Source organism: Serratia sp. G204Y, assembly GCF_051172435.1.
In the GTDB taxonomy this organism is placed as follows: Bacteria; Pseudomonadota; Gammaproteobacteria; order Enterobacterales; family Enterobacteriaceae; genus Serratia; species Serratia sarumanii.
Window position 1 is genome coordinate 984334 of record NZ_JBPIZA010000001.1, and the last position, 25452, is coordinate 1009785.

The 25452-nt window shown below is 59.9% G+C and carries 23 protein-coding genes, 1 pseudogene and 1 other annotated feature; of the genes and pseudogenes, 11 read left to right on the plus strand and 13 right to left on the minus strand.

Going from position 1 to position 25452, the window contains the following annotated elements:
• Positions 1–234 precede the first annotated feature (234 nt).
• The gene (gene tonB / locus ACSBQQ_RS04875; RefSeq protein WP_016927510.1) at positions 235–978 is read left to right on the plus strand and encodes a TonB system transport protein TonB; all 744 of its coding nucleotides are present in this window, start codon (positions 235–237) and stop codon (positions 976–978) included.
• Positions 979–1045: 67 nt separating this feature from the next.
• Here tonB and yciA read toward each other — a convergent pair whose 3' ends face one another.
• Together yciA and ACSBQQ_RS04885 are read right to left on the minus strand one after the other, a co-directional pair.
• The gene (gene yciA / locus ACSBQQ_RS04880) at positions 1046–1474 is read right to left on the minus strand and encodes an acyl-CoA thioester hydrolase YciA (protein WP_004932085.1); all 429 of its coding nucleotides are present in this window, start codon (positions 1472–1474) and stop codon (positions 1046–1048) included.
• Between the two features lie 76 nt (positions 1475–1550).
• A complete protein-coding gene (locus tag ACSBQQ_RS04885) occupies positions 1551–2090 on the minus strand; it encodes a septation protein A (protein ID WP_033647586.1) in 540 nt (179 codons plus the stop codon).
• 221 nt (positions 2091–2311) lie between these two features.
• Between ACSBQQ_RS04885 and ACSBQQ_RS04890 the strand changes: the two genes are divergently transcribed.
• Positions 2312–4015: a SulP family inorganic anion transporter gene (locus ACSBQQ_RS04890; RefSeq protein WP_033647585.1), complete on the plus strand. Its 1704-nt coding sequence runs from the start codon at positions 2312–2314 to the stop codon at positions 4013–4015.
• A 52-nt stretch (positions 4016–4067) separates the two neighbouring features.
• Here the strand turns inward: ACSBQQ_RS04890 and ACSBQQ_RS04895 are convergent, their stop codons facing one another.
• Together ACSBQQ_RS04895 and ACSBQQ_RS04900 are read right to left on the minus strand one after the other, a co-directional pair.
• Positions 4068–4820: a YciC family protein gene (locus tag ACSBQQ_RS04895; RefSeq protein WP_033647584.1), complete on the minus strand. Its 753-nt coding sequence runs from the start codon at positions 4818–4820 to the stop codon at positions 4068–4070.
• 34 nt (positions 4821–4854) lie between these two features.
• A complete protein-coding gene (locus ACSBQQ_RS04900) occupies positions 4855–5295 on the minus strand; it encodes a YkgJ family cysteine cluster protein (protein ID WP_033634766.1) in 441 nt (146 codons plus the stop codon).
• Positions 5296–5581: 286 nt separating this feature from the next.
• Here ACSBQQ_RS04900 and ompW point away from each other — a divergent pair, with 286 nt between their 5' ends.
• A complete protein-coding gene (gene ompW / locus ACSBQQ_RS04905) occupies positions 5582–6214 on the plus strand; it encodes an outer membrane protein OmpW (RefSeq protein ID WP_004932076.1) in 633 nt (210 codons plus the stop codon).
• 44 nt (positions 6215–6258) lie between these two features.
• Here the strand turns inward: ompW and ACSBQQ_RS04910 are convergent, their stop codons facing one another.
• The 6 genes and pseudogenes from ACSBQQ_RS04910 to ACSBQQ_RS04935 all read right to left on the minus strand — a co-directional run bounded on the left by ACSBQQ_RS04910 (position 6259) and on the right by ACSBQQ_RS04935 (position 13352).
• Positions 6259–6573, minus strand: a complete 315-nt coding sequence (locus tag ACSBQQ_RS04910) for a BON domain-containing protein (RefSeq protein WP_033634764.1) — start codon at positions 6571–6573, stop codon at positions 6259–6261.
• 217 nt (positions 6574–6790) lie between these two features.
• Positions 6791–7597 carry a tryptophan synthase subunit alpha gene (gene trpA, locus ACSBQQ_RS04915; RefSeq protein ID WP_033647582.1) on the minus strand — a complete coding sequence of 269 codons (807 nt, stop codon included), beginning with the start codon at positions 7595–7597 and terminating at the stop codon, positions 6791–6793.
• Positions 7597–8787 carry a tryptophan synthase subunit beta gene (trpB, locus tag ACSBQQ_RS04920; protein ID WP_033634762.1) on the minus strand — a complete coding sequence of 397 codons (1191 nt, stop codon included), beginning with the start codon at positions 8785–8787 and terminating at the stop codon, positions 7597–7599. Before trpB ends, trpA begins: the two co-directional genes overlap by 1 nt.
• A 41-nt stretch (positions 8788–8828) precedes the next feature.
• Positions 8829–10190, minus strand: coding sequence for a bifunctional indole-3-glycerol-phosphate synthase TrpC/phosphoribosylanthranilate isomerase TrpF (trpCF, locus tag ACSBQQ_RS04925; RefSeq protein ID WP_079656981.1), 1362 nt, complete (start codon positions 10188–10190; stop codon positions 8829–8831).
• Positions 10191–10193: 3 nt separating this feature from the next.
• Positions 10194–11790, minus strand: a pseudogene (gene trpD, locus ACSBQQ_RS04930) (bifunctional anthranilate synthase glutamate amidotransferase component TrpG/anthranilate phosphoribosyltransferase TrpD).
• The gene (locus tag ACSBQQ_RS04935; protein ID WP_033647576.1) at positions 11790–13352 is read right to left on the minus strand and encodes an anthranilate synthase component 1; all 1563 of its coding nucleotides are present in this window, start codon (positions 13350–13352) and stop codon (positions 11790–11792) included. The pseudogene trpD and the gene ACSBQQ_RS04935 overlap by 1 nt, the downstream one beginning before the upstream one ends.
• 24 nt (positions 13353–13376) lie before the next feature.
• Positions 13377–13480: a sequence feature (Trp leader region), on the minus strand.
• Between the two features lie 253 nt (positions 13481–13733).
• Here ACSBQQ_RS04935 and rnm point away from each other — a divergent pair.
• From rnm to rluB, 5 genes are all read left to right on the plus strand, one after another.
• Positions 13734–14615: an RNase RNM gene (gene rnm, locus ACSBQQ_RS04940; protein WP_033647575.1), complete on the plus strand. Its 882-nt coding sequence runs from the start codon at positions 13734–13736 to the stop codon at positions 14613–14615.
• Positions 14616–14662: 47 nt separating this feature from the next.
• Positions 14663–15283, plus strand: a complete 621-nt coding sequence (locus ACSBQQ_RS04945) for an L-threonylcarbamoyladenylate synthase (protein WP_033643268.1) — start codon at positions 14663–14665, stop codon at positions 15281–15283.
• A gap of 114 nt (positions 15284–15397) precedes the next feature.
• Positions 15398–15757 (plus strand): Rap1a/Tai family immunity protein, encoded by a 360-nt coding sequence (locus ACSBQQ_RS04950; protein ID WP_033634755.1) that lies wholly within the window; start codon positions 15398–15400, stop codon positions 15755–15757.
• A gap of 148 nt (positions 15758–15905) precedes the next feature.
• Positions 15906–16703 carry an alpha/beta fold hydrolase gene (locus ACSBQQ_RS04955; protein ID WP_033634754.1) on the plus strand — a complete coding sequence of 266 codons (798 nt, stop codon included), beginning with the start codon at positions 15906–15908 and terminating at the stop codon, positions 16701–16703.
• A 163-nt stretch (positions 16704–16866) separates the two neighbouring features.
• Positions 16867–17772 carry a 23S rRNA pseudouridine(2605) synthase RluB gene (gene rluB, locus ACSBQQ_RS04960; RefSeq protein WP_033647574.1) on the plus strand — a complete coding sequence of 302 codons (906 nt, stop codon included), beginning with the start codon at positions 16867–16869 and terminating at the stop codon, positions 17770–17772.
• 37 nt (positions 17773–17809) lie between these two features.
• Here rluB and cobO read toward each other — a convergent pair whose 3' ends face one another.
• Positions 17810–18400: a cob(I)yrinic acid a,c-diamide adenosyltransferase gene (gene cobO / locus ACSBQQ_RS04965; RefSeq protein WP_033647573.1), complete on the minus strand. Its 591-nt coding sequence runs from the start codon at positions 18398–18400 to the stop codon at positions 17810–17812.
• Positions 18401–18411: 11 nt separating this feature from the next.
• Complete coding sequence (locus tag ACSBQQ_RS04970; RefSeq protein ID WP_033634751.1) at positions 18412–19173, minus strand: YciK family oxidoreductase; 762 nt, start codon at positions 19171–19173, stop codon at positions 18412–18414.
• Between the two features lie 359 nt (positions 19174–19532).
• On the opposite strand from ACSBQQ_RS04970, the gene sohB reads away from it, so the two are divergent.
• On the plus strand, positions 19533–20579 hold the full coding sequence (gene sohB / locus ACSBQQ_RS04975) for a protease SohB (RefSeq protein WP_033634750.1): 1047 nt from the start codon (positions 19533–19535) through the stop codon (positions 20577–20579).
• A 51-nt stretch (positions 20580–20630) separates the two neighbouring features.
• Here the strand turns inward: sohB and ACSBQQ_RS04980 are convergent, their stop codons facing one another.
• Positions 20631–20882, minus strand: coding sequence for a YciN family protein (locus tag ACSBQQ_RS04980; RefSeq protein ID WP_033634749.1), 252 nt, complete (start codon positions 20880–20882; stop codon positions 20631–20633).
• A gap of 427 nt (positions 20883–21309) precedes the next feature.
• On the opposite strand from ACSBQQ_RS04980, the gene topA reads away from it, so the two are divergent.
• Both topA and cysB read left to right on the plus strand, forming a co-directional pair.
• Positions 21310–23907 carry a type I DNA topoisomerase gene (gene topA / locus ACSBQQ_RS04985; protein ID WP_033647571.1) on the plus strand — a complete coding sequence of 866 codons (2598 nt, stop codon included), beginning with the start codon at positions 21310–21312 and terminating at the stop codon, positions 23905–23907.
• Between the two features lie 360 nt (positions 23908–24267).
• A complete protein-coding gene (cysB, locus tag ACSBQQ_RS04990) occupies positions 24268–25242 on the plus strand; it encodes an HTH-type transcriptional regulator CysB (protein WP_033634747.1) in 975 nt (324 codons plus the stop codon).
• The last annotated feature ends 210 nt before the right edge of the window (positions 25243–25452 follow it).

The window sequence follows — 25452 nt, forward strand, 5'->3', positions numbered from 1 at the left end:
CTTAATCACCGCAATCAACCCGCTACGGCGGGTTTTTTACTTTTTGACGCCAGGCGAAACGTTAATCAAGCGTGGTGTTCCGGCGATAAAAAAGCAACGGCCAGGTTAATATCCTTATGAGTTTGCTGGTTTTAGCCGCGCATACTGACGATTAAAGCGATAGTTTGCCTTTCGTTATTGAATATGATTGCTATTTGCATTTAAACTTGGCGAACCAGAGGAAACAGAATCATTATGCCGCTAAAAAAGATGTTCCTTAATCGCCGTATATCCGTGCCTTTCGTCTTGTCCGTAGGCCTGCACAGCGCCCTGGTGGCGGGATTGCTTTACGCTTCGGTAAAAGAAGTGGTGGAGCTGCCGAAGCCAGAGGACGCGCCGATCAGCGTCATGATGGTCAACACCGCCGCGATGGCCGAACCGCCACCGCCGGCGCCGGCCGAGCCGGAGCCGCCGCAGGTCGAACCTGAGCCGGAGCCAGAGCCGGAACCTATCGTGGAGCCGCCGCCGAAGGCGATCGTGAAGCCGGAGCCGGTCAAGCCGAAACCGAAGCCTAAGCCTAAGCCGAAGGTCGAAAAACAGGTCAAACCGGAGCCGAAGAAAGTCGAGCCGCGCGAGCCGTCGCCGTTCAACAACGATTCGCCGGCCAAGCCGATCGATAAAGCGCCGGTGAAACAGGCGCCTGCTGCGCCGGTGCAGGGCAACTCGCGCGAGGTCGGGCCAAGGCCGATCAGCCGCGCCAATCCGCTCTATCCGCCGCGGGCCCAGGCTTTGCAGATCGAAGGCAACGTGCGGGTACAGTTCGATATCGACAGCGACGGGCGCGTGAGCAACGTGCGTATCTTGTCGGCCGAGCCGCGCAACATGTTTGAGCGTGAAGTGAAGCAGGCGATGCGCAAGTGGCGCTATGAAGCCAAAGAAGCGAAAGATCGCACCGTCACTATCCGCTTCAAGCTGAACGGCACGACTGAATTGAACTGAGTTCGGTCAACACAAAAAGAAAGGGTCGCCTCGGCGACCCTTTTTGCATTTGCGGCGTAGCGTCAGTTTATTCTTCGAAGCCGACGCGGAAATTCATTTTGCCTTCAGGCAGCGCGCGCGAGTTGCCTTCCGCATCGACCGCCACATAGGTGAACACCGCTTCGGTCGCCCGGTAGCGCTGGCCGATCGGGGCGGAGGAGACTTTCTTGACCCACACTTCGATATTGATGGTGATCGAGCTGCGCCCGGTACGGATGCAGTGCGCATAGCAGCAAACCACGTCGCCTACCGCCACCGGTTTCAGGAAGGTCATGCCGTCCACGCGCACGGTCACCACGCGCCCTTCGGCGATCTCTTTTGCCTGGATGGCGCCGCCGATATCCATTTGCGACATCAGCCAGCCGCCGAAGATATCGCCGTTGGCATTGGTATCGGCCGGCATCGCCAGCGTGCGCAGCACCAGCTCGCCGCTGGGTAAAGGTCGTTGTTGTGTCATAGCAGTCTGCTTTTAAAGGGAGGGAATAACATCATACTGCCCGCGGCAAGCGCCGCAGGCATTAACAATTTTGTAACTATTTTTTCTGTTCTTCCGGCATGTGCCGGTAAATATAGATACCGCTGAGGAGGGTGAAGACCAGCGTCAGCACCGTCAGGCCAAAGACTTTGAAATTGACCCAGACGTTTTGCGGTAGCCAGAAGGCGACATAGATGTTCGCCAGGCCGCAGGCCAGGAAGAAGACCGCCCAGGCCAGGTTGAGGTTGCTCCACACTTTGTCCGGCAGCGTCAACTCTTTGCCCAGCATGCGCTGAACCAGCGGTTTTTTGAGCACCCATTGGCTGATCAGCAGCGCCAGCGCGAACAGCGCGTAAATCACCGTGACCTTCCATTTGATGAACAAATCGTTGTGGAACACCAGCGTCAGGGTGCCGAACACCAGCACCATCAGGAAGGTGATCAGCGTCATCTTCTCGACCTTGCGGTATTTAACCCAGGTGAACACCAGCGCCAGTGCGGTAGCGACGATCAACGCGCCGGAAGCGACGTAAATGTCGTACAGCTTGTAAAAAGCGAAAAAGACAATTAACGGGAGGAAATCAAGAAACTGCTTCATAAATCAATCCATCATCTGTTCATCGGCCGACTATACCGGATTCGGCGAGCTCTGTGTACCGCCGGGCGCTGCCGATTATCGGCGTTTGGCCGGCGGATTTCTGCCGCGAAAGCAGGAATTTGCATAAACTTACGTGAGAAAGCGCGGGCGCATTGCCAGCGCGCGCCACAGGCCGCATAGTAAGTAGCATAATAACCAGATAATTTACCGCGGAAAACAGCATGCAGTGGAAATCTCTCCAGGCCCTGACGCCTGGTTTGACGCATTTATTGGGCTATCAACGCAGTTGGCTCAAGCCGGATATTCGCGCCGGCCTTTCCGTCGCCGCCGTCGCCTTGCCGGTGGCCATCGCCTATGCCGAGCTGGCCGGGGTCAGCCCGGTGGTGGGGCTCTATTCCTGTATTTTGCCGATGGTGGCCTATGCGCTGTTCGGCTCGTCGCGCCAGCTGATCGTCGGGCCCGACGCCGCCACCTGTGCGGTGATCGCCGCGGTGGTGACGCCGCTGGCGGCGGGTAATATGGAGCGCCATTGGCAACTGACCATCATGATGACCGCCATGATGGGCGGCTGGTGCCTGCTGGCCAGCCGGTTCAAGCTGGGGGCGCTGGCGGATCTGCTGTCGCGGCCGATCCTCAGCGGGTTGCTGAACGGGGTGGCGATCACCATTATGGTCGATCAGATCGGCAAGGTGTTGGGGTTCACGGTGCGCCCGGCGCAGCTGATCGAGCGCATCTACGCGCTGCCCGGTAACCTGCTGCACAGCGACTGGCTGACGATGGCGGTGTCGTTGTTGACGCTGGTGACGCTGCTCGGATTTAAAAAATGGCGGCCTAACTGGCCGGCGCCGCTGTTTGCCATCGTGCTGGCGGCGTTCGTCACTTGGGCCGGCGGCCTGCAGCAGCATGGCGTGGTGACGGTGGGCGGTTTCAGCGGCGTGTTGCCGATCGTCCAGTGGCCGGACTTCCAGCCCGGCTTGCTGCGCGACATGGTGATCCCGGCGCTTAACCTGGCGGTGGTGAGTTTTGTCAGCATGATGCTCACCGCCCGCAGCTTTGCCGCCAAAAACGGTTATGAGGTGAACGCCGACGCCGAGTTTCGCGCGCTGGGGCTGGTGAATATCGTCTCTGCGCTGTCGCAAGGTTTCGCCATCAGCGGCGCAGACTCGCGCACCGCAGTGAATGACGCCAACGGCGGCAAGAGCCAGCTGGTGTCGATCATCGCCGCCGCGGTCATCGCCTTCGTCTTGCTGTTCCTGATGGCGCCGCTGCAGTTTATTCCGGTGGCGGGATTGGGCGTGGTGCTGATGTATGCGGCCTGGTCGCTGCTGGACATCCGTGGCATCTGGATCTTGCGCCGCCGCAACGCGCAGGCGTTCCGCCTGGCGCTGTTTACCTTTCTCAGCGTGCTGCTGGTAGGGGTGATCAGCGGCATCGGGCTGGCGGTGTTACTGGGGCTGATGCAGTTTCTGCGCACTGTCTTCCGGCCGACGGAACAGCTGCTGGGCGTCAACGACGAAGGCATGATCCATTCCATGGGCAACAACAATGGGGTGAAGGCGGTGCCCGGCGTCATGATGTATCGTTTCAATTCGCCGCTGACCTATTTCAACGTGGCGTACTTCAAACGCCGTATTCTCAATTTGGTCGACGGCACGCCGTTCCAGCCGCGTTGGGTGGTGGTGGACGCGGTGGCCAGTTTTACCCATGCCGATATCAGCGTGCTGGCGGCCATCGACGAACTGAAACGCGATCTGTTACAGCGTAACGTTAGGCTGGTGCTGGCGGGGCGTCGCACCGAACTGACGCGTTGGTTCCGCATCAACCGCTTAGGGCGCGACAAAGAGCTGATTTTGGTGCCGGATCTGTATCTGGCGCTGAAGCTGATTCAGAGTAAGGAGCAGGCGGAAGCCGCCGTGATGGGGTAAACAAAAAAGGGGCGCGCCGAAGCGTGCCCCTTGATTTTCGCTGACGCCGGCGTTAGCCGCGCAGCAGCATATACAGGCGGAACAGGTAGATCAGCAGCAGGGCAGACACCAGGTTGCTCAACGCGGTCAACACCACGCTGGCGACGTTCGGCGTCAGCACCGACAGATGGCTCACCAAAAACAGCACCAGCAGTTTGGCCGCCAGCCACAGCATCATCGCCGGCACGATCACGCGCGCATTGGCGAAGGCCAGTTTGCTGCTCAGCTTGAGCGAAGCGAACACGCCTTTCTTGTCGACCGAGGCGATCACCGGCGCCAGTGCGAAGGCGATCGCCATCAGCACGCCCGGCACCACAAACAGCGTCAGGCCAAGCTGGATCAGCAGGGTGCAGATAAACAGCAGCAGCAGCAGGCGCGGCAAGTCGGGCGCCGAGGCGCCGAGCGCGCGCAGGGCGCTGGTGCGTTGCCCTTGCGACACCAGACGAATCAGCGTCAACATCCCGCCGACCAGCAGCACGTTGCCGACCAGCGCGGAGAAGGTGGCGGCCGCCGACACTTTCAGCAACACCATCTGCTGTTCCGGCGTCATCTGCTGGATCACTTCCTGAATGCCCATACCGGTAGACGAAGCGAAATCGCTGGTGGTGGCAGCGAGCGTCGCCAACTGTTCGGCATCGGGGCTGAAGGCCTGATTCAGCAGCACGGAGATAAACGCCGTCAACAAAGCCAGCATCAGGATGCTGGCCAGTTGGTTACGTAAAAAGTTAAAACTGTCACGGTACAAAGCGTTGGCCGTGATAGACATGCAGACTCCTTGGCGTCGGGAAAACAGAGATAAATCAGTGGGTGATTGTACCCTGTTCCACGCCGCTGTGGCACCCCGCGAATTGCACTACGCCTATTTCTTCAACGATCGTCGTCTCAGGCAGCGACAGCGGCAGGGGCACCGGCAAGGGCGGCAGGCCGTAACGTTCCCGGGCGCGATCGCAGGCTTCGTTGCGCAGGCCGTTTTCACCGGACTGATCGAACTCTCTGCACGGGCTGGGCCGATTGAGGTAGATCGAGCAGGACACGGCTTTGCCGATCTCGCCGTCCAGCGCGTTGCAGCGGGGGGACTTGCTGTTGGTCCCCTGCATGCAGCGCAGGAACGGGGTCAAAGGCTCCGTCAGGGAAAGAGGGACTGTGCCGCCGCCGTCTTCGGCTTCGGCCCAATAGAATGACACTCGAAAATAACCGCAGCATGCGCCGCAGCTGACACAGGGATTAAGGATTTCGCTCATCTTGATTGCCCGCCGACTCCTCACGGCACCAACCAAAACCAACACGGAAAATGAAATTACCTCAGCCGCAATTTTCTCCGCAACCGAAATTTGAACATGTAGATAATTTGCAACAAAATCGATTTTTTGATGCAGATCAATCCTTGATTTATTAGGCGGTTAGGTAACCTTGTTTTTAGTAGGATTTTAAATTTTTACACATAAGATGTGATCTCGATGGGATCACAAATACCCGAAAGTAGGTATATTCCCCCTCGAGCGATTAACCACACAAATGGAATGGATAATGAAAAAGACAACTCTGATGGTATTGGCGACGATGATGGCGCCTATGTTGGCAAGTGCGCATCAGGCCGGTGATTTCCTGTTCCGCGCGGGCACCGCGACGGTGCGTCCAAATGCGGGTTCGGACAACGTGCTGGGGTTGGGTTCGCTGGATGCGAAAAACAACACCCAGCTCGGTCTGACCTTCGGTTATATGGTGACGGACAACATCGGCGTTGAGTTGTTGGCCGCAACGCCATTCCGCCACAAGGTGACGCTGGGCGGCACCGATCTGGCGACCGTTCACCAGTTGCCGCCTACGCTGATGGCGCAATACTACTTCGGCGATAAGCAGGACAAACTGCGTCCTTACCTGGGCGTCGGCGTTAACTACACCACTTTCTTCGATGAGAAGTTCAACGACTACGGCAAAAGCGCCGGGTTGAGCAATCTCGATCTGAAAGATTCCTGGGGTGTGGCGGCGCAGGCCGGCCTGGATTACAACCTGGATGAGCACTGGATGCTGAACATGTCGGTGTGGTGGATGAATATCGAAACCAAAACTCGCTTCAACGATGCGAATGGCGGGCACCACAGCTTCGATACGCGTTTGGATCCGTGGGTGTTCATGTTCGGGGCGGGGTACCGCTTCTGATGAAGGCTCCAAGCAGGGAGGCGTTGCGCCTCCCTGTGTCGGTATTATTTAATCTGCATTACGTTTTCAACCGATTTCACGCCGGCCACGCCGCGTGTGACCTGCACCGCACGGTTGGCGTCATCGCTGGACGTCACGAAGCCGCTCAGCTGCACGCGTCCCTTAAAGGTTTCCACGCTGATTTCGCGTGACTTGATGTTTTTATCCGCCAGCAGTGCCGATTTCACTTTGGTGGTGATCACCGTGTCATCAATATAACCACCCGTTCCCTCAGATTTTGCCGTCGGCGCGCAAGCGCTCACCGCGACCGCCACAACGGCTGCCATGCACAAGGCCGAAAGGGTTTTAAAAAGCTTCATAAATTACTCTCCATGCAATGTTATGGTTGAAATTCGCTACGGTTTTTCGCCGCAGCGGGCGCATTCCCCAAATCAAACGAAGAAATGCATAGCGAACAAAGTTCATTGTGAGACAAGACCTGGGTTTGTTCAAATTTTTGCTGTAAATAAATGGAACAAACTTTGAGGTGAAACAAGCTGTTAAAGCGAGCGCCGGCAGGGCGCTCGCTGAAGAGGATCACGCCCGGGTGGCGCGCTTCATATTGCTGACGAAGGCCGCCAGCTTGGTCAGCATCTCCGCCGGGTTGGCATGGTGCTGTTCGATGATTTTGACGATTGCCGAGCCGGAGATCGCGCCGGCGGCCCCGGCCTGCAGCGCGGCCTTCACCTGCTCGGGTTCGGAGATGCCGAAGCCTTGCAGCGGCGGCGCGGCGTGGTACTCGCGCAGCTTGTTCACCAGGTGATGCAACGGCAGCTGCGCCCGGCTTTCGGTACCGGTGACGCCGGCACGCGACAGCAGATAGGTGTAGCCGCGGCCGTGCGACGCGATTTCCCGCAGCAGATCGTCATCGGCGTTCGGCGGGCAGATGAAGATCGGCGCGATGCCGTGGCGCGCGGCGGCGGCGCGGAACGGCGCAGACTCTTCAAACGGCACGTCGGCGACCAGTACCGAGTCCACGCCCACTTCGGCGCAGCGTTGGTAAAACGCATCGATGCCTTTATGGAACACCAGGTTGGCGTACATCAGCAGGCCGATGGGAATGGTCGGGTGCTTCTGGCGGATGGCCGCCAGCATCTCGAAGCACTGGGTCGGCGTGACGCCGGCGGCGAAGGCGCGCAGCGTCGCGCTCTGGATGGTGGGGCCATCCGCCAGCGGATCGGAGAAGGGGATGCCCAGCTCCAGCGCGTCCGCGCCGGCTTCGATTAGGGTGTCGATAATCTGCAGCGACAGCGCCGGATTAGGATCGCCCAGCGTCACGAACGGGACGAAGGCGCTTTCCTTGCTGCTTTCCAGACGCGTGAACAGTTGCTGATAACGTTCCATCAGATTTCTCCCCGTGCTTTCAAAATGTCGTGAACGGTAAATATGTCTTTGTCGCCGCGGCCGGACAGGTTGACCACCAGGATCTGCTCTTTCTGCGGCGTTTCACGGATCATTTTCAGCGCGTGCGCCAGGGCGTGCGAGGATTCCAGCGCCGGGATGATGCCTTCATGGCGCGACAGCGCCTTGAACGCTTCCAGCGCTTCGTCGTCGGTGATCGACACGTATTCGGCGCGGCCGGTGCTGTTCAGGTAGGCGTGCTGCGGCCCGACGGACGGGAAGTCCAGCCCGGCGGAAATTGAATAGGATTCTTCAATCTGGCCTTCGGCGGTCTGCATCATCGGCGCCTTCATGCCGAAGTAGATGCCGACGTGGCCGTGCTTCAGCGGCGCGCCGTGCTGGCCGGTTTCGATGCCCAGGCCGGCAGGTTCCACGCCGATCAGCCCAACGTCGGCGTCATCGATAAAATCGGCGAACATGCCGATGGCGTTGGAGCCGCCGCCGACGCAGGCGATGACCGCATCCGGCAGGCGGCCTTCGCGCTCCAGCACCTGCGCTTTGGTTTCTTCGCCGATCATGCGCTGGAATTCACGCACGATGGTAGGGTACGGATGCGGACCGGCGGCGGTGCCGAGCATATAGTGCGCGGTTTCATAGCTGCCGGACCAGTCGCGCAGCGCTTCGTTGCAGGCGTCTTTTAGGGTGGCGGAGCCGCTGTGCACCGGGATCACTTCCGCGCCCATCAGCCGCATGCGGAACACGTTAGGCGACTGGCGCTCGACGTCTTTGGCGCCCATATAGATGCGGCATTTCAGGCCGAGCAGCGCGCAGGCCAACGCCGAAGCGACGCCGTGTTGGCCGGCGCCGGTTTCCGCGATGATCTCGGTTTTGCCCATGCGCTTGGCCAGCAACGCCTGGCCCAGCACCTGGTTGGTCTTGTGCGCGCCGCCGTGCAGCAGGTCTTCACGCTTCAGGTACAGCTTGGTGTTGCTGCCGGCGGTGAGGTTTTTACACAGCGTCAGCGCCGTCGGGCGGCCCGCGTAGTTCTTCAGCAGATCGATAAATTCCGCCTGGAATGCCGGATCGCGCTGGGCGCTGACAAAGGCTTCTTCCAGTTGTTTCAGAGCCGGCATCAGAATTTGCGGCACGTATTGGCCACCAAATTCGCCGAAGTAGGGGTTAAGCAGCGTCATGAGAGTTCCCGTTATTATCCGTTATTAATGTTGAGCCGTATTCAGTAGGCGCGCAGGGTCTGGAAGACCGAGGCCAGGCGCGCGGGATCTTTGATGCCCGGTTCGCTTTCCACGCCGGAGTTGAAATCCAGCCCGGCGCAGCCGAGCTTGGCCGCCTCGACGCAGTTGTCGGCGCGCAGGCCGCCCGCCAGCATCACGTTAGTCAGATCTTCGCCTTGCAACACCGACCAGTCGAAGCGTTGGCCGGTGCCGCCGGCGCCGTTGTCGAGCAGATAGCGATCGACATGCTGCAGATCGCGCGCCGGCACCCGATCTTTCACGCTCAGCGCTTTCCAGATGCGGCAATCGGCCGGCAAGCGGGCGCGCAGGGCGTTGATATAGGCCTGGTCTTCCGCGCCGTGCAATTGCACCGCGTGCAGACCGAGGCGCTCAACGGTCAACGCCACGGTATCGACCTGGGCGTCGCAGAACACGCCGACGTACTTCAGCGGCGCGCCGGAGATCACTTCGCGAGCGCGGGTGATGTCCACATAGCGCGGCGAGCGGCCGACGAAAATCAGCCCGCCGTAGATGGCGCCGGCCTGATAGGCGGCGGCGGCGTCCTGCGGACGGGTCAGGCCGCACACTTTGTTGTCGCCCAGGATCACGCGGCGCACGGCGGCGCGCAGATCGGGTTCCGACATCAGCGCGCTGCCGATCAGGAAGCCGTTGGCGTAATGGCTCAGCTCGCGGATCTGCCCGTAGTTGTTGATGCCCGATTCGCTGATCACCGTCACGCCGTGCGGCACGCGCGGCGCCAGCTGACGGGTGCGGTTCAGATCGATGCTCAGATCGCGCAGATCGCGGTTGTTGATGCCGACCACGCGCGCTTCCAGCGCGATCGCGCGCTGCAGCTCTTCTTCGCTGATCACTTCGGTCAGCACGCCCATATTCAGGCTGTGGGCCACCGCCGCCAGCTGGCGATACTGCTCGTCGGTCAACACCGACAGCATCAGCAGGATGGCGTCGGCCTGATAGTAGCGCGCCAGGTAAATCTGATACGGATCGATGATAAAGTCTTTGCACAACACCGGCTGGCTGACGGTTTTACTGACCAGCGGCAGGAAATCGAAGCTGCCCTGGAAGTATTTCTCGTCGGTCAGCACCGAGATCGCCGAGGCGAAATCTTTATACACCGTGGCGATCTCTACCGGATCAAAGTTCTCGCGAATCAGTCCCTTGGAAGGCGAGGCCTTCTTGCATTCGAGAATGAAAGCCGTCCGGGTGCCCTGCAGCGCGTGATAGAAGCTGCGTTCGCTCGGTACGATGTCGTTCTGAAAGCCGGCCAGGGGCTGTTGCTGTTGTCGCGCCGCGATCCATTGCGCTTTGTCGCGGACAATCTTGTGTAGCACGGTTTCCTGCATCATTTATCCTCTTGCCGCCAGTGCGATGACACGCTCATAGGCCTGCCCGCTGTTGATCATATCCAGTGCCTGCCGCGCATTTTGGCGCAGGTCTTCATGTCCGAATAACTTCAGAAGCAACGCGACGTTGGCCGCGACGGCCGCGGCGTGCGCCGGCTCGCCTTTACCTTGTAACAGCCGCGCCAAAATGTCACGGTTTTCTTCCGGCGTGCCGCCCAGCAAGGCTTCCAGCGGATAGGTTTCCAATCCGAAGGACTGCGGCGTGAGCTGGTAGCTGCTGATTTCGCCGTTGTTCAATTCCGCTACGTGCGTCGTGGCGTGGATCGCTACCTCGTCCATGCCGCCGCCGTGAACCACCGCCGCACGCTGATAACCCAGCACGCGCAGGGTTTCGGCGATCGGCAGCACCAGTTCCGGGCTGTAAACGCCGATCAGCGCCAGCGGCGGACGCGCCGGGTTGATCAGCGGGCCCAGCACGTTGAACAGCGTGCGGGTTTTCAGCTGCTGGCGTACCGGCATGGCGTGACGAAAACCGGTGTGGTACTGCGGCGCGAACAGGAAACACACGCCGAGATCGTCCAGCGCCTTGCGCGCTTCTTCCGTCGGCAGATCCAGGCGGATGCCGAACGCCGCCAGCAGATCCGAAGAGCCGGAGCGGCTGGAGACGCTGCGGTTGCCGTGTTTGGCGATCTTCGCGCCGCACGCCGCCGCGACGAAGGCGCTGGCGGTGGAAATATTGATGCTGTTGGTGCCGTCGCCGCCGGTGCCGACGATATCGGCGAACGGGTAGTCAGGGCGCGGGAACGGCTGAGCGTCGTCCAGCAGCGCTTTGGCGGCGCCGGCGATCTCTTCCGGGCGCTCGCCGCGGACTTTCATGCTGATCAACGCCGCCGCCAGTTGGCTCGGCTCCAATTCGCCGCGCACGATGGCGCTGAACAGCTGTTGGCTTTCCTGCTGGCTCATCGACTCGGCGCGGTACAGTTTCTCAAGAATAGGTTGCATCGTCGTGTTCCTTATATTACTTCGCCAGCGCCCAGGCTAGGGTCTGCTCAAGCAGACGCGCGCCATGGGTGGTCAGAATCGATTCCGGGTGGAACTGGAAGCCGCACACGCGGCGATGATCGTCGCGCACCGCCATCACCATCTCGCCGAACAGGGCGTTGACGGTGAGATCGGCCGGGATATTGCTGCCGACCAGCGAGTGGTAGCGCGCTACCGGCAGCGGGTTGGCCATGCCGGCGAACATACCTTCGCCATCGTGAACGATCGCCGAGGCCTTGCCGTGCAGGATCTCGCCCGCCTGGCCGACCTGGCCGCCGTAGGCTTCGACGATCGCCTGGTGGCCGAGGCAGATGCCGATGATCGGCAGCCGGCCGCGCAGGCGCTGCAGCAGTTCCGGCAGGCAGCCCGCTTCGGACGGGGTGCCGGGGCCGGGCGACAGCATCAGCACCGGCTGGGTCATGTGCTCCAGGCGTTCGATGATCACCTCGGCGGCGATCTGGTTACGGTAAATCACCACTTGGTGGCCGCTGGCGCGCAGCTGATCGACCAGGTTGTAGGTAAAGGAATCGACGTTGTCGAGCAGCAGAATATCGGCCATCAGAACACCTCCTTGGCATGGTGCGCAGTGGCGATGGCACGCAGCACGGCACGGGCTTTGTTGCGGGTCTCGTCGGCTTCCGCCTGCGGGACGGAATCCAGCACCACGCCGGCGCCGGCCTGCACGGTGGCGATGCCGTCTTCAACGTAGGCGGAACGAATGACGATGCAGGTATCCAGATCGCCGGTGGCGGTGAAGTAGCCTACCGCGCCGCCGTAGCTGCCGCGGCGCGTGCCTTCGGAGGCGGCGATCAGCTGCATTGCCCGCACCTTCGGCGCGCCGCTCAGGGTGCCCATGTTCATGCAAGCCTGGTAGGCGTGCAGCACGTCGAGATCGGCGCGCAGGGTGCCCACCACCCGGGAAACCAAGTGCATGACGAACGAATAGCGGTCCACCTTGGTCAGATCGGCGACGTAGCGGCTGCCGGCCTGGCAGATGCGCGCCAGATCGTTGCGCGCCAGATCGACCAGCATCAGGTGCTCGGCCAACTCTTTGTGGTCGGTGCGCATTTCCAGCTCGATGCGGCTGTCGAGATCCAGATCCAGCGAACCGTCCTTACTCCGGCCGCGCGGGCGGGTGCCGGCGATCGGGTAGATTTCGATTTGCCGATTGCTCGCGTCGTATTTCAGCGCGCTCTCCGGCGAAGCGCCGAACAGGGTGAAGTCATCATCCTGCATGAAGAACATGTACGGGCTGGGGTTGTTGTCTTTCAAGGTCTGGTAGGCTGCCAGCGGCGCCGGGCACGGCAGGGAGAAGCGGCGCGACGGCACCACCTGGAAAATCTCGCCCTGGCGGATCGCTTCCTGCAGCCCGCTGACCACCGCGCCGTACTCTTCGTCGCTCTGGTTACAGCTCAGCTGCATGTTTTCCAGCGTTTGGTGCGGGATCGGCTGCGGGGTTTGTTGCAATTCGGCCTGCAGCTGTTCCAGGCGTTGCTGCAAACGCTGCGCTTCACTCGCCTGCTCACTGAAGACGCTGGCCTGCAGACGGGCCGAGCCTCGTTGGTGATCCAGCACCAGCAGGGTTTCCGCCAGATAGAAGCAGAAGTCCGGGCAGCGCTGATCCTGGCGCAGCGCCGGCAGGTCTTCGAAACCGGCGACCAAATCGTAGGCGAACAGGCCGCCCAGCATCACGGCTTCGCGCTCGTCCGCCGGGGAGTCCACCAGGGTCAGCAGCGTGCGCAGCGCGTCGAACACCGACAGTGAACGCAGGCGGGCGTCTTCGTCCTGCACCGCGTCGATCGCCGGGAAGCTCAGCTCGCGGCCGTTGGGGCGCGCCTGATTGCGCACCTCGGGCGGCAGCGCTTCGTCCAGCAGCGGCAGCAGCGCCGCGCCGTTGGCGCTCAGCGCCTGCACGCTGACGGTGTGGCCCAGTGCGGTAATGCGCAGCGCGCTGTCGATCACCAGCAGGCTCTGCAGATTCTGTTTGCTGTTGATTTCCGCCGATTCCAGCAGCAGGGTGGCCGGACGGGCGCCGCACAGCTGGTGGAAAATGGTGGTGGGGTCGCCCCGGTAGCTGGCTTGCGCCTTCAGCAATGTCATTTGTGGTTTGATGTTCATCATCGGTGGTTCCAGTGAATTCTGTCCATAAAAAAGCCCGCATCAGGTGCGGGCTCAGGAAATCTGCATTGTCAGATGACAGCTATGCGCGATTACACCGCCCGCAAGAGGGAGGTACGCCACCAACCGTGAAGAGAAATGTAGTTGTTCATTTGTAGACTCTCTCTGTTAACGCTCATCCGACACGGCCATTGCCGTGAACTTGTGTACTAGTTAACTGGTTCGAGAGGGCAAAGTCAACCCTCTTTTTGCACAATGTTTTAGCGGTCAGCGTGAATTATATTCATCATTCCGCCTGGCGTCCGCGGCCGGGGCAGAATAGATTTCCGTCCGGCCGCCGATCGCGGGTATGATAGAAAACCAAGCCATTGCCGGATAGCCGTTTTGACAGACAGTAACCCCCCATCCACCGCCTTTACTCTGTACGACCTCCACAGCCACACAACCGCCTCCGATGGCTACCTGACGCCGACGCAGCTGGTGCAGCGGGCGGTCGAGATGCGCGTGGGCGTGCTGGCGATCACCGATCACGACACCACCGCAGGCCTGGCCGAGGCCGCCGCCGCCATTGCGGAGCAGGCGTTACCACTGTGGCTGGTCAACGGGGTGGAAATCTCGACGCTGTGGGAAAATCATGAGATCCATATCGTTGGATTGGGCATGGACGTCGCGCACCCGGCGCTGGTGGCGCTGTTGGCGGAACAAACCGAACGGCGCAATCGGCGTGCGCAGGAGATCGGCGTGCGTCTGGGTAAGGCGCGCATTCCCGACGCCTATGCCGGTGCCCAGCGGCTGGCGGGCGACGGCGCGGTGACCCGCGGTCATTTCGCCCGTTATCTGGTGGAGATTGGCGTGGCGGGCAACATGGCGCAGGTGTTCAAGAAATACCTGGCCAAGGGCAAAACCGGCTACGTGCCGCCGCAGTGGTGTACAATAGAACAAGCCATTGATGCGATTCATCAATCGGGCGGCCAGGCGGTGATGGCGCATCCCGGCCGTTACGATCTGACCGCGAAGTGGTTGAAACGTTTGCTGGCGCATTTCGCCGAACACGGCGGCGACGCCATGGAAGTGGCGCAGTGTCAGCAGGCGCCGCATGAGCGCTCGCAATTGGCGAAATACGCCCAGGACTACCGCCTGTTGGCCTCGCAAGGCTCTGATTTTCATCAGCCTTGTTCGTGGATCGAACTGGGCCGCAAACTGTGGCTGCCGGGCGGCGTCGAGCCGGTGTGGCGCGATTGGCCGCAGCCTGGCGAGGCGGTCTGATTTTACGCGCGTGGCAACGCGCGCGGGCATCATTTTAGGAGCAAGTCATGAGTCAGCTTTTTTATATTCACCCGGACAACCCGCAGCCGCGTTTGATTAACCAGGCGGTCGAGGTGTTGCGCAAGGGCGGGGTGATCGTTTATCCCACCGATTCCGGCTATGCGCTGGGTTGCATGCTGGAAGAGAAGGCGGCGATGGAGCGCATTTGCCGCATCCGTCAGCTGGACGGCAACCACAACTTTACCCTGATGTGCCGCGATTTGTCCGAGTTGTCGACCTATGCGCACGTCGATAATACGGCGTTTCGCCTGATTAAAAACAATACGCCGGGTAACTACACCTTCATTCTGAAAGCGACCAAGGAAGTGCCGCGCCGCCTGATGAATGAAAAGCGTAAAACCATCGGCCTGCGCGTGCCGTCGAACCCGATCGCGCTGGCGCTGCTGGAGGCGCTGAACGAACCGATGATGTCCACCACCCTGATGCTGCCGGGCAATGATTTTGCCGAATCGGATCCGGAAGAGATCAGCGATCACCTGGGCAAGGTGGTCGATCTGGTGATCCACGGCGGTTTCCTCGGTCAACAGCCGACTACGGTTATCGATCTGACCGAATCCTCGCCGGAAGTGGTGCGTGAAGGGGCGGGCGACGCGGCGCCTTTCCGCTGATGTAAACCGTCGCCGACTTGCCCATTGTCTGAAAATCGGCTGAAGCGACGCTATTTCGGGTGAAAGCAGCTATTCTTGCTACTTCAGAATTGATAATGGGCAGGATGCGCACCAATGATTAAACGGGTTTCTTTTTTAGCGGCCTTATTATTTTCCTCGATGGCAAATGCGGGTTTTTATTCGGGCAGTTCCTTGCTGGCGGAATCCGGCGGTTACGTAAAAAATAAAAACGGTGAGGCCACCGTTGCCGAAGCGCTTAACGGCGGCATGTTTATGGGATACGTCGCCGGCGTATTCGATACTTATTCGATGCAGGGCAACCGCAATATTTGCCCGGAAGCCGGGATGAGTATCGGCACGGCCGCCGATGCGGTGATGCGCTATTTGAACGAGCATCCCGAGCAGTTGCATTACTCTGCGCCTTCGGTGATCATGCTGGCGTTAAGCGCCGCCTATCCCTGCGTGCGCCATTAAATTTGCATTCCATTTAGTGCGCATTTTTTCATAAGGTGCGCTCTCATACTTTCCGCACGAACTTCAATAGATCAATCTCCGCGGCGCTGTCACCTTAGCATCGTCGGCATCCCCCGAACGGGTCGGGGAGAGACGCGCAGGAGGTTATATGACCACATTTCACAGCGCCAACATCGCTCTCGATTATCAGGATATCGGCTCAGGGCCGCTCACGCTGGTGCTGCTGCCCGGCTGGTGCGAGCCGAAAACCGTGTTCGATCCCTTCATCGCCCTGGCGGCAGAACGTTATCGGGTGATCAGCATCGACTGGCGCGGCCACGGCCTGTCGTCAAAAACGGCGGAGATGTCGCTCGCGGCGGACGATTTGCTGGAAGATGTGCGTCAGCTACTGACGGCGCTGCGTTTGGACAACGTGGTGACTCTGTCGGTGGCGCACGCCAGCTGGCTGGCGGTGGCGTTGGCCGAAGCGTTGCCGCAGCGGGTGCGGGGCATGGTGTTTCTCGATTGGATCATGACGCAGCCGGAACCGGCGTTCTTTACGGCGGTGAGCCGCATGCAGCAGCCGCAGCAGTGGCTGGCGGCGCGCGACGCCTTGTTCGCCTTCTGGCAGGGCGGCATCCGCCACGAACGGGTCAAACGCCATCTGGAGGTCGAGATGGCACAAGAAGATTACCGGCTCTGGCGTGCCGCCGGCGTGGCCATCGAACAGGCCTACCGGCAATTCGGCTCGCCGCTGCAACGTCTGGCGGGAATGAGCGCGCCGCCGCCGTGTCGCCACATCTACTCGCTGGATCGCCGCGACGACTATCTGCGGCGCCAGCAGGCATTTGCCGCCGAGCAGCCGTTTTTCTCCGTGGTGCGTTTGGGGGAGGCTCGCACTCACCTCGGCATTCTGGAACGGCCCGACGCGGTGCTGTGGGCGGTGGAGGATTTTTTGGCGCCGTAAACGCCGCCCGAGGGAGGTCGCCGCCGATAAAGTGGGTTTCAACACCTTAGAAAGCCTGTATAATGCGCGGTTCGATCCTGATAAATGTATTGTTACCGTTGTGGCGGTTGGCCGCGACGGTTATCCCCCCGACGCCTGTGAAGGCGACATTAGAGGTTGCTCAATGAGCGAAAAGTTACAGAAAGTTTTAGCGCGCGCCGGGCATGGCTCGCGTCGTGAAATCGAAACCATGATTGAAGCCGGGCGCGTCAGCGTCGACGGCAAGGTCGCCAAGCTGGGCGATCGCGTTGAAGTGACGCCGGCGATGAAAATTCGCCTGGACGGTCATGTCCTGTCGATCAAAGAGTCTGAAGACGTGGTCTGCCGGGTGCTGGCCTACTACAAACCGGAAGGCGAGCTGTGTACCCGCAGCGATCCTGAAGGCCGCCCGACGGTGTTCGATCGTCTGCCTAAGCTGCGCGGTTCGCGCTGGGTGGCGGTAGGGCGCCTGGACGTCAACACCTCCGGTCTGCTGCTGTTCACCACCGATGGCGAACTGGCCAACCGTCTGATGCACCCGAGCCGTGAAGTGGAGCGCGAGTACGCGGTACGCGTGTTCGGCCAGGTCGACGATGCGAAAGTGAAGCAGCTGAGCAAGGGTGTGCAGTTGGAAGACGGCCCGGCCGCCTTCCGCACCATCAGCTTCCAGGGCGGTGAAGGCCTCAACCAGTGGTACAATGTGACCCTGACCGAAGGCCGCAACCGTGAAGTGCGTCGCCTGTGGGAAGCGGTGGGCGTGCAGGTGAGCCGCCTGATCCGCGTGCGTTATGGCGACATCGATCTGCCGAAAGGCCTGCCGCGCGGCGGCTGGGCCGAGCTGGATCTGCCGGCGATCAACTACCTGCGCGAGCTGGTGGAATTGAAGCCGGAAACGGTCAGCAAGATGCCGGTGGAGCGTGAGCGCCGCCGCGTGAAGGCCAACCAGATCCGCCGCGCGGTCAAGCGCCATTCGCAGGTGGCCGGCAGCGGCCGCCGCAGTGCGCCAGGCAGCAAGCCGGGTAAACCGGGCAAGCCGAGCAAACGCGGCTAATCTCTCATTCTGGCCCCGTTCGGGGCCAGAACTTTTGTTACCAATCGATCCCCTGTTGCGCCTTCACGCCCGCATCAAACGCGTGCTTCACCGGCCGCATCTCCGTGACCGTATCCGCCAGTTCCAGCAGATCGCGATGGCAACCGCGCCCGGTCAGGATCACCGTTTGGTGCGCAGGGCGCTCCAGCAACGCGGCCTTCAGCTCTTCCAGTTCCAGATAGCCGTAGGTCAGCATGTAGGTCACTTCGTCCAGCAGCACCAGATCCAGGCTGCTGTCGGCCAGCATGCGTTTGCCGTGTTGCCACACCGCCTGGCAGGCGGCGGTATCGCCGGCTTTGTTCTGCGTCTCCCAGGTGAAGCCGGTGGCCATCACCTGAAATTCAACGCCGTGTTGCTGCAGCAGATTCTTTTCGCCATTGGGCCATTCGCCCTTGATGAACTGGATCACCCCGGCGCGCATGCCGTGGCCGACCGCCCGGGTGACGGTGCCGAAGGCGGCGGTGGTCTTACCCTTGCCGTTGCCGGTAAACACCAGCAGCAGGCCGCGCGTGTCCTGCGCCGCCGCGATGCGCGCATCGACCTGTTCTTTCAGGCGCTGCTGGCGCTGTTGATGACGATCTTCCGCCATGAAAACGCTCCTTATTCGGCCGCGCCGGGTTTACGGTTCGGCTGGGCGTCGAAGCTCATGCCGGTTTTGCGGCGGCTGTCTTCGCCCATCAGATACAGATACAGCGGCATGATATCGGCCGGGGTTTTCAGCTTGTTCTTGTCTTCGTGTGGGAAGGCAGATGCGCGCATTTTGGTGCGGGTGCCGCCCGGATTGATGCAGTTCACCCGCAGATTGCGGTTTTTATACTCGTCGGCCAACACCTGCATCATGCCCTCGGTGGCGAACTTCGACACCGCATAGGCGCCCCAGTCTGCGCGGCCGGTGCGCCCGACGCTGGAACTGGTGAACACCAGCGAACCGGCGTGGGATTTCAGCAGCAGCGGCAGCAGCGCCTGAGTCAGCATAAAGGTGGCGTTGACGTTAACCTGCATCACCTCTTGCCACATGGTCATCGACAGGTCGGCCATCGGCGCGATGTCGCCGAGCAGGCCGGCGTTGTGCAGCACGCCGTCAAGGCGGGGGATCTGGCGCGCCAGATCGTCGGCTATCTGCCGGCATTGCTCCGGCGTGGCGTGCAGCAAGTCCAGCGTCACCACCAACGCCGGGGCGCCGCCCTGGGCCGCGATCTCTTGTTGTACCGCCAGCAGCTTGCTCTCGGTGCGCCCCAGCAGCACCAGCCGGGCACCGAAGCGCGCGTAGGTCAGCGCCGCTTCGCGGCCGATGCCGTCGCCGGCGCCGGTGACCAGAATGATACGTTGTTCGAGCAGATCTTGTTTGGGTTGGTAATGCACGATAAATCCTCGCCTGGGTGGCCGTTCTCCCGCAGATATCGGGGAGCAAGAGTGAAACGCGCGGCCGGGGCGGGAGCGAAGGCTCGACCGTCTGCGGGCCGCGCAGCGAATGCGTCTCATCATATTGATGAATAATGGGTGTTATATGCCTTAATCCGCCGGCATTTTCAATGCGTAGCAGGCTGAAATGGCATTCTTTTGTAACAAAAGCGCGGCGGCGACGGCTTGGTTCGGCCGCAAATCGTCCCCATAGTGATGCTCCGTGCGCAATGAATTTTCATTTAGCCGCGACAGCAGCCGCTGCGGTTGGCTAAAATGGGAAGAATCATACTAACAACCTGTAAATAAAGGCGGAATCTGTGGAGTTTATATCTGTTTATGGCCTGTTTCTGGCCAAGGTTGCCACGGTGGTGCTCGCCATCGCCGCGTTGGCCATCCTGGCTGTCAGTTTGGGGCAACGCAAGAGCCGCCAGAAAGGGGAGCTGCAGCTGACCGATCTCGGTGAACAGTATCGCGAGATGCAGCGTGACATGCGCCTGGCGCGCATGGATGCCGCCGAGCAAAAGGTTTGGCTGAAACAGTTCAAGAAACAGACCAAGGCCGACGATAAGCTGAAAAAGCAGCGCGCCAAGTCCGGCGCGGTCGAGGTGGCCAAGCCGTGCCTGTATGTGCTGGATTTCAAGGGCAGCATGGACGCGCACGAGGTGACCTCGCTGCGCGAAGAGATCTCGGCGGTGTTGGCGGTGGCGTCGGCGCAGGATGAAGTCCTGCTGCGGCTGGAAAGCCCTGGCGGAGTGGTGCACGGCTACGGCTTGGCGGCCTCGCAGCTGGAGCGCCTGCGTAAAGGCGGCATTCGCCTGACGGTGGCGGTGGATAAAGTGGCGGCCAGCGGCGGCTACATGATGGCCTGCGTCGCGGATCGCATCGTGGCGGCGCCGTTCGCCATCATCGGCTCGATCGGCGTGGTGGCGCAGATCCCGAACTTCCACCGCCTGCTGAAGAAGAACGACATCGACGTGGAGTTGCACACCGCCGGGCAGTTCAAGCGCACGCTGACGCTGTTCGGTGAAAACACCGAACAGGGGCGCGAGAAGTTCCGCGAAGATCTGAACGAAACCCACGAGCTGTTCAAACGCTTCGTGCATGAGCAGCGCCCGTCGCTCGACATCGACAGCGTCGCCACCGGTGAGCACTGGTTCGGTTCACAGGCGAAAGAGAAGGGCCTGATTGACGCTATCGGCACCAGCGATGACTTGCTGATCGCCGAGCTGGATAACCACGAAGTGATCGCCGTGCGCTATTCGCGCCGCAAACGCCTGATGGATCGCTTTACCGGCAGCGCGGCGGAAAGCGTCGATCGCTTGCTGTTGCGCTGGTGGCAGCGTGGGGAAAAGCCGCTGCTGTAACGGCGGCGATAGCGTGAATCAGCGGGGGCCGGGCGCCCCCGTTTTCTTTTCTCAATCGACCAGGTGGTATTTTTCCGAAAGCAGATGGGCCAAATGTTTAAACATATTAAATACCGCGGTGGTTTTGGCGGTGGGCAATCCGTCGGCATCCAAAAAGTATTCGCCGCGGAAAACTAAAACGCCGTTTTTTTGTTCAACGTCGGTGGCGATCATGCCGTGCAGATAATCTTCGTGTTGGCGGATGATGTTATTTGCTTCCGCCAGCAGGGCCTCGCGGCCGATAGGGGCAGTATTTGTGCGCATTTATTAGACTCCAAACTAAAAGCTCTGCGCATATTCTAACGCCGGTTCGCTTTTATCCGCAAACCGACTAAGGTTTATTTGCCGTCTGGATGGCCATGCGCGGCCGCCGGTTGGCGAAATCGGTCTTTCCGTGCTAATTAGGTTGCGTGACGCTTTTTATCAGGTACAGTGTGGGATTTTGCGGCGTCGGGTGGAAGGTTTTGTTTACGCCATGAATAAAACTCACACAGCCATACTTCTGGGGCATGGGTGAATAGCAGGCAGGATCAACAACTTGCGTTCAGGTTGAGCGGTTGGGCAACCAAAAGAAAAAAATCTGTTGATCTCTTGCCAGACTGCCGCAATATAAAAAAAGAGACACGAATTGCCGCGGCACGGCGAGATAAAAGACTTCTTTTTAGAAGAAATAAATTAGGTAAAGGTAAATATGGGTAAAGCTCTCGTAATAGTTGAGTCCCCGGCAAAAGCCAAAACTATTAATAAATATTTAGGAAGTGACTACGTGGTGAAGTCCAGCGTCGGTCATATCCGTGATTTGCCGACCAGTGGCTCAGCCAGCAAAAAGAGCGCTGACTCAACCGAAGACAAAGCCAAGAAAAAAGTTAAAAAAGATGAGAAGGCGGCGCTGGTAAATCGCATGGGCGTCGACCCTTACCACGGCTGGAAAGCGCATTATGAAATCCTGCCGGGTAAAGAAAAAGTGGTCGCCGAGTTAAAATCGCTGGCGGAAAACGCCGACCACATTTATCTCGCAACCGACCTTGACCGCGAAGGGGAAGCCATCGCCTGGCACCTGCGGGAAGTGATCGGTGGGGATGACAAACGCTTTAGCCGCGTGGTGTTTAACGAAATCACCAAAAACGCGATCCAGCAGGCGTTCAAACAGCCGGGCGAGCTGAACATTGACCGCGTCAACGCGCAGCAGGCGCGCCGGTTCATGGACCGCGTGGTGGGCTATATGGTCTCGCCGCTGCTGTGGAAGAAAATCGCCCGCGGCCTGTCCGCCGGCCGCGTGCAGTCGGTGGCGGTGCGCCTGGTGGTTGAGCGCGAGCGCGACATCAAGGCCTTCGTGCCGGAAGAGTATTGGGAGCTGCATGCCGATCTGCTGGCGAAGGGTGAAACCGCGCTGCAGATGGAAGTGACCCACGCGCACGACAAGCCGTTCAAACCGGTCAACCGCGAGCAGACTCACGCCGCGGTCAAGCTGTTGGAAAAAGCCCGCTACACGGTGCTCGATCGCGAAGACAAACCGACCAGCAGCAAACCGGGCGCGCCTTTCATTACCTCCACGCTGCAACAGGCCGCCAGTACCCGCCTGAGCTTCGGCGTGAAAAAAACCATGATGATGGCGCAACGGCTGTATGAAGCCGGCCACATCACCTATATGCGTACCGATTCCACCAACCTGAGCCAGGATGCGCTCAACATGGTGCGTGGTTACATCGGCGACAACTTCGGCGACAAATACCTGCCGAAGGCGCCGAATCAGTACAGCAGCAAAGAGAATTCGCAGGAAGCGCACGAAGCGATCCGTCCTTCGGACGTGAACGTGCTCGCCGAACAGTTGAAAGACATGGAAGCGGACGCGCAGAAGCTGTATCAGCTGATCTGGCGCCAGTTCGTTGCCTGCCAGATGACGCCGGCGCAATACGATTCCACCACACTGACGGTGAAAGCCGGCGATTATCAGCTGCGCGCCAAGGGCCGTACGCTGCGCTTTGATGGCTGGACCAAGGTCATGCCGGCGCTGCGCAAGGGCGATGAAGATCGCACCCTGCCATACGTCGAAATCGGCAGCGAACTGGATCTGCAGAAACTGATCCCAAGCCAGCACTTCACCAAGCCGCCGGCGCGCTACAGCGAAGCCTCGCTGGTGAAAGAGCTGGAAAAACGCGGCATCGGCCGCCCGTCCACCTACGCCTCCATCATTTCGACCATTCAGGATCGCGGTTATGTGCGGGTGGAAAGCCGCCGCTTTTATGCTGAGAAAATGGGCGAGATCGTCACCGATCGCCTGGAAGAAAACTTCCGCGAGCTGATGAACTATGACTTCACCGCGCGCATGGAAGATGGCCTCGATGAGGTCGCCAACAACCAGGCCGAGTGGAAAGCGGTGCTGGACGAGTTCTTCGTCGACTTCAGCGAACAGCTGGAAACGGCGGAGAAGGATCCGGAAGAAGGCGGCATGCGGCCTAACCAGATGGTGATGACCAGCATCGACTGCCCGACCTGCGGCCGCAAGATGGGCATCCGTACTGCCAGCACCGGCGTGTTCCTCGGCTGTTCCGGCTACGCGCTGCCGCCGAAGGAGCGCTGCAAAACCACCATCAACCTGGTGCCGGAAGCGGAAGTGCTCAACATCCTCGAAGGCGACGAGGCGGAAACCAACGCGCTGCGCGCCCGCCGCCGCTGCAAGAAATGCGGTACGGCGATGGACAGCTATCTGATCGACAACCAGCGCAAGCTGCATGTCTGCGGTAACAACCCGGCGTGCGACGGTTACGAGATCGAAGAGGGCGAGTTCCGTCTGAAAGGCTACGACGGCCCGGTGGTGGAGTGCGACAAGTGCGGCTCGGAAATGCACCTGAAAATGGGGCGTTTCGGCAAGTACATGGGCTGCACCAACGAGAACTGCAAAAACACCCGCAAGATCCTGCGTAACGGCGACGTCGCGCCGCCGAAGGAAGATCCGGTGCCGTTGCCGGAGCTACCGTGCGAGAAGTCCGACGCCTATTTCGTGCTGCGTGACGGCGCTGCCGGCGTGTTCCTGGCGGCCAACACCTTCCCTAAATCGCGCGAGACCCGCGCGCCGCTGGTGGAAGAGCTGGCTCGCTTCAAGGATCGCCTGCCGGAGAAGCTGCGCTATCTGGCCGATGCGCCGGTGGCGGACGCCGAAGGCAATAAAACGCTGGTGCGTTTCAGCCGTAAAACCAAACAGCAGTACGTCTCTTCTGAAAAAGACGGCAAGGCGACCGGTTGGTCCGCGTTCTACGTGGACGGCAAGTGGGTCGAAGGCAAGAAGTAAGGCCAATGTCCCGCCCGCAAGATGAAAAACCAGCCCTGGCGGCTGGTTTTTTATTGGTGAAAAGGGGGAAACGGATCTATCCTTTGCTGTTTTTACCCCTCCGTCACCGCCGTTTCACGTTGATAACAATGCAAAATAATCGTTATCATAGTGTGACGCGGATCTATACTTGAAGCTGCAACGTGGTATAGTGGTTATATAAAAAGTTTTTTTATTATTAAAGCTTATTAACAACGGCGTTTTCTTCACCATCAGGGTAAAACACGGTGTTTATGGCTTGTGAGTTTCAGCATACCGGGGCGACACCGATATACCTGGCTGCGGGTAAGCCGCAGTGTTTAACCTAGGATGGTATAAGATATGAAATTGCAGCAGCTTCGTTACATTGTGGAAGTGGTTAACCACAACCTGAATGTCTCCTCGACGGCAGAAGGGCTCTATACCTCGCAACCCGGCATCAGTAAGCAGGTGCGCATGCTCGAAGATGAGCTGGGCATCCAGATCTTCGCCCGCAGCGGCAAACACCTGACCCAGGTCACCCCGGCCGGCCAGGAAATCATTCGCATCGCGCGTGAAGTGCTGTCCAAGGTGGATGCCATCAAAGCCGTCGCCGGTGAACATACTTACCCGGACAAAGGCTCGCTGTACGTCGCCACCACGCATACCCAGGCTCGCTACGCCTTGCCCAACGTCATCAAGGGCTTTATCGAGCGTTACCCGCGTGTCTCGCTGCACATGCACCAGGGCTCGCCGACGCAGATCGCCGAAGCGGTCTCCAAAGGCACCGCCGATTTCGCCATCGCCACCGAAGCGCTGCACCTGTACGACGATCTCATCATGCTGCCGTGCTACCACTGGAACCGCGCGGTGGTGGTGAAGCCCGATCATCCTTTGGCGGGCAAAAGCAGCATCAGCATTGAAGAGCTGGCGGCTTACCCGATCGTCACTTACACCTTCGGCTTTACCGGGCGTTCGGAGCTGGATACCGCTTTCAACCGCGCCGGCCTGACGCCGCGCATCGTCTTTACCGCCACCGACGCCGACGTGATCAAAACCTATGTGCGTCTGGGATTGGGGGTGGGGGTGATCGCCAGCATGGCGGTGGATCCGGTGCAGGATCCGGATCTGGTGACGGTGGATGCAAGTGATATCTTCACCTACAGCACCACTAAAATCGGCTTCCGCCGCAGCACCTTCCTGCGCAGCTACATGTACGACTTCATTCAGCGATTCGCGCCGCACCTGACGCGTGACGTGGTCGACAGCGCGGTGGCGCTACGTTCCAACGAAGAGATCGAGGCGATGTTCAAGGACATCAAGCTGCCGATTAAGTAATCGTTGACGATATCAAATCAAACCCGGAGAGGCGCCTGCCAAACCGGGTTTTTTTAGCCCGGAAATCCGCACCTTGCTTGTTGATCATCCTGAAAAGTCGCCGTCCTCCAGGAACACTCTCTATCAGGCATCTGACTTTCATATCCTTCGGGATGTGCTGCTAAGGCGTAGCTAACCCCCGCTAAAGCCGCGAGGTCTTCCTCGCCAAAG

What these genes read in the sequence shown, in the direction of transcription:
- ACSBQQ_RS04890 (WP_033647585.1), top strand. Translation starts at nt 2,312, where the DNA reads ATGCAGTGGAAATCTCTCCAGGCCCTGACGCCTGGTTTGACGCATTTA.
- ACSBQQ_RS04980 (WP_033634749.1), bottom strand. Translation starts at nt 20,882, where the DNA reads ATGCGCACAAATACTGCCCCTATCGGCCGCGAGGCCCTGCTGGCGGAA.
- rluB (WP_033647574.1), top strand. Translation starts at nt 16,867, where the DNA reads ATGAGCGAAAAGTTACAGAAAGTTTTAGCGCGCGCCGGGCATGGCTCG.
- trpCF (WP_079656981.1), bottom strand. Translation starts at nt 10,190, where the DNA reads ATGCAGGAAACCGTGCTACACAAGATTGTCCGCGACAAAGCGCAATGG.
- cobO (WP_033647573.1), bottom strand. Translation starts at nt 18,400, where the DNA reads ATGGCGGAAGATCGTCATCAACAGCGCCAGCAGCGCCTGAAAGAACAG.
- topA (WP_033647571.1), top strand. Translation starts at nt 21,310, where the DNA reads ATGGGTAAAGCTCTCGTAATAGTTGAGTCCCCGGCAAAAGCCAAAACT.
- trpA (WP_033647582.1), bottom strand. Translation starts at nt 7,597, where the DNA reads ATGGAACGTTATCAGCAACTGTTCACGCGTCTGGAAAGCAGCAAGGAA.
- ACSBQQ_RS04955 (WP_033634754.1), top strand. Translation starts at nt 15,906, where the DNA reads ATGACCACATTTCACAGCGCCAACATCGCTCTCGATTATCAGGATATC.
- yciA (WP_004932085.1), bottom strand. Translation starts at nt 1,474, where the DNA reads ATGACACAACAACGACCTTTACCCAGCGGCGAGCTGGTGCTGCGCACG.
- cysB (WP_033634747.1), top strand. Translation starts at nt 24,268, where the DNA reads ATGAAATTGCAGCAGCTTCGTTACATTGTGGAAGTGGTTAACCACAAC.
- ompW (WP_004932076.1), top strand. Translation starts at nt 5,582, where the DNA reads ATGAAAAAGACAACTCTGATGGTATTGGCGACGATGATGGCGCCTATG.
- ACSBQQ_RS04945 (WP_033643268.1), top strand. Translation starts at nt 14,663, where the DNA reads ATGAGTCAGCTTTTTTATATTCACCCGGACAACCCGCAGCCGCGTTTG.
- ACSBQQ_RS04935 (WP_033647576.1), bottom strand. Translation starts at nt 13,352, where the DNA reads ATGATGAACATCAAACCACAAATGACATTGCTGAAGGCGCAAGCCAGC.
- ACSBQQ_RS04950 (WP_033634755.1), top strand. Translation starts at nt 15,398, where the DNA reads ATGATTAAACGGGTTTCTTTTTTAGCGGCCTTATTATTTTCCTCGATG.
- ACSBQQ_RS04910 (WP_033634764.1), bottom strand. Translation starts at nt 6,573, where the DNA reads ATGAAGCTTTTTAAAACCCTTTCGGCCTTGTGCATGGCAGCCGTTGTG.
- tonB (WP_016927510.1), top strand. Translation starts at nt 235, where the DNA reads ATGCCGCTAAAAAAGATGTTCCTTAATCGCCGTATATCCGTGCCTTTC.
- ACSBQQ_RS04885 (WP_033647586.1), bottom strand. Translation starts at nt 2,090, where the DNA reads ATGAAGCAGTTTCTTGATTTCCTCCCGTTAATTGTCTTTTTCGCTTTT.
- ACSBQQ_RS04895 (WP_033647584.1), bottom strand. Translation starts at nt 4,820, where the DNA reads ATGTCTATCACGGCCAACGCTTTGTACCGTGACAGTTTTAACTTTTTA.
- trpB (WP_033634762.1), bottom strand. Translation starts at nt 8,787, where the DNA reads ATGACGCTGCTTAACCCCTACTTCGGCGAATTTGGTGGCCAATACGTG.
- ACSBQQ_RS04900 (WP_033634766.1), bottom strand. Translation starts at nt 5,295, where the DNA reads ATGAGCGAAATCCTTAATCCCTGTGTCAGCTGCGGCGCATGCTGCGGT.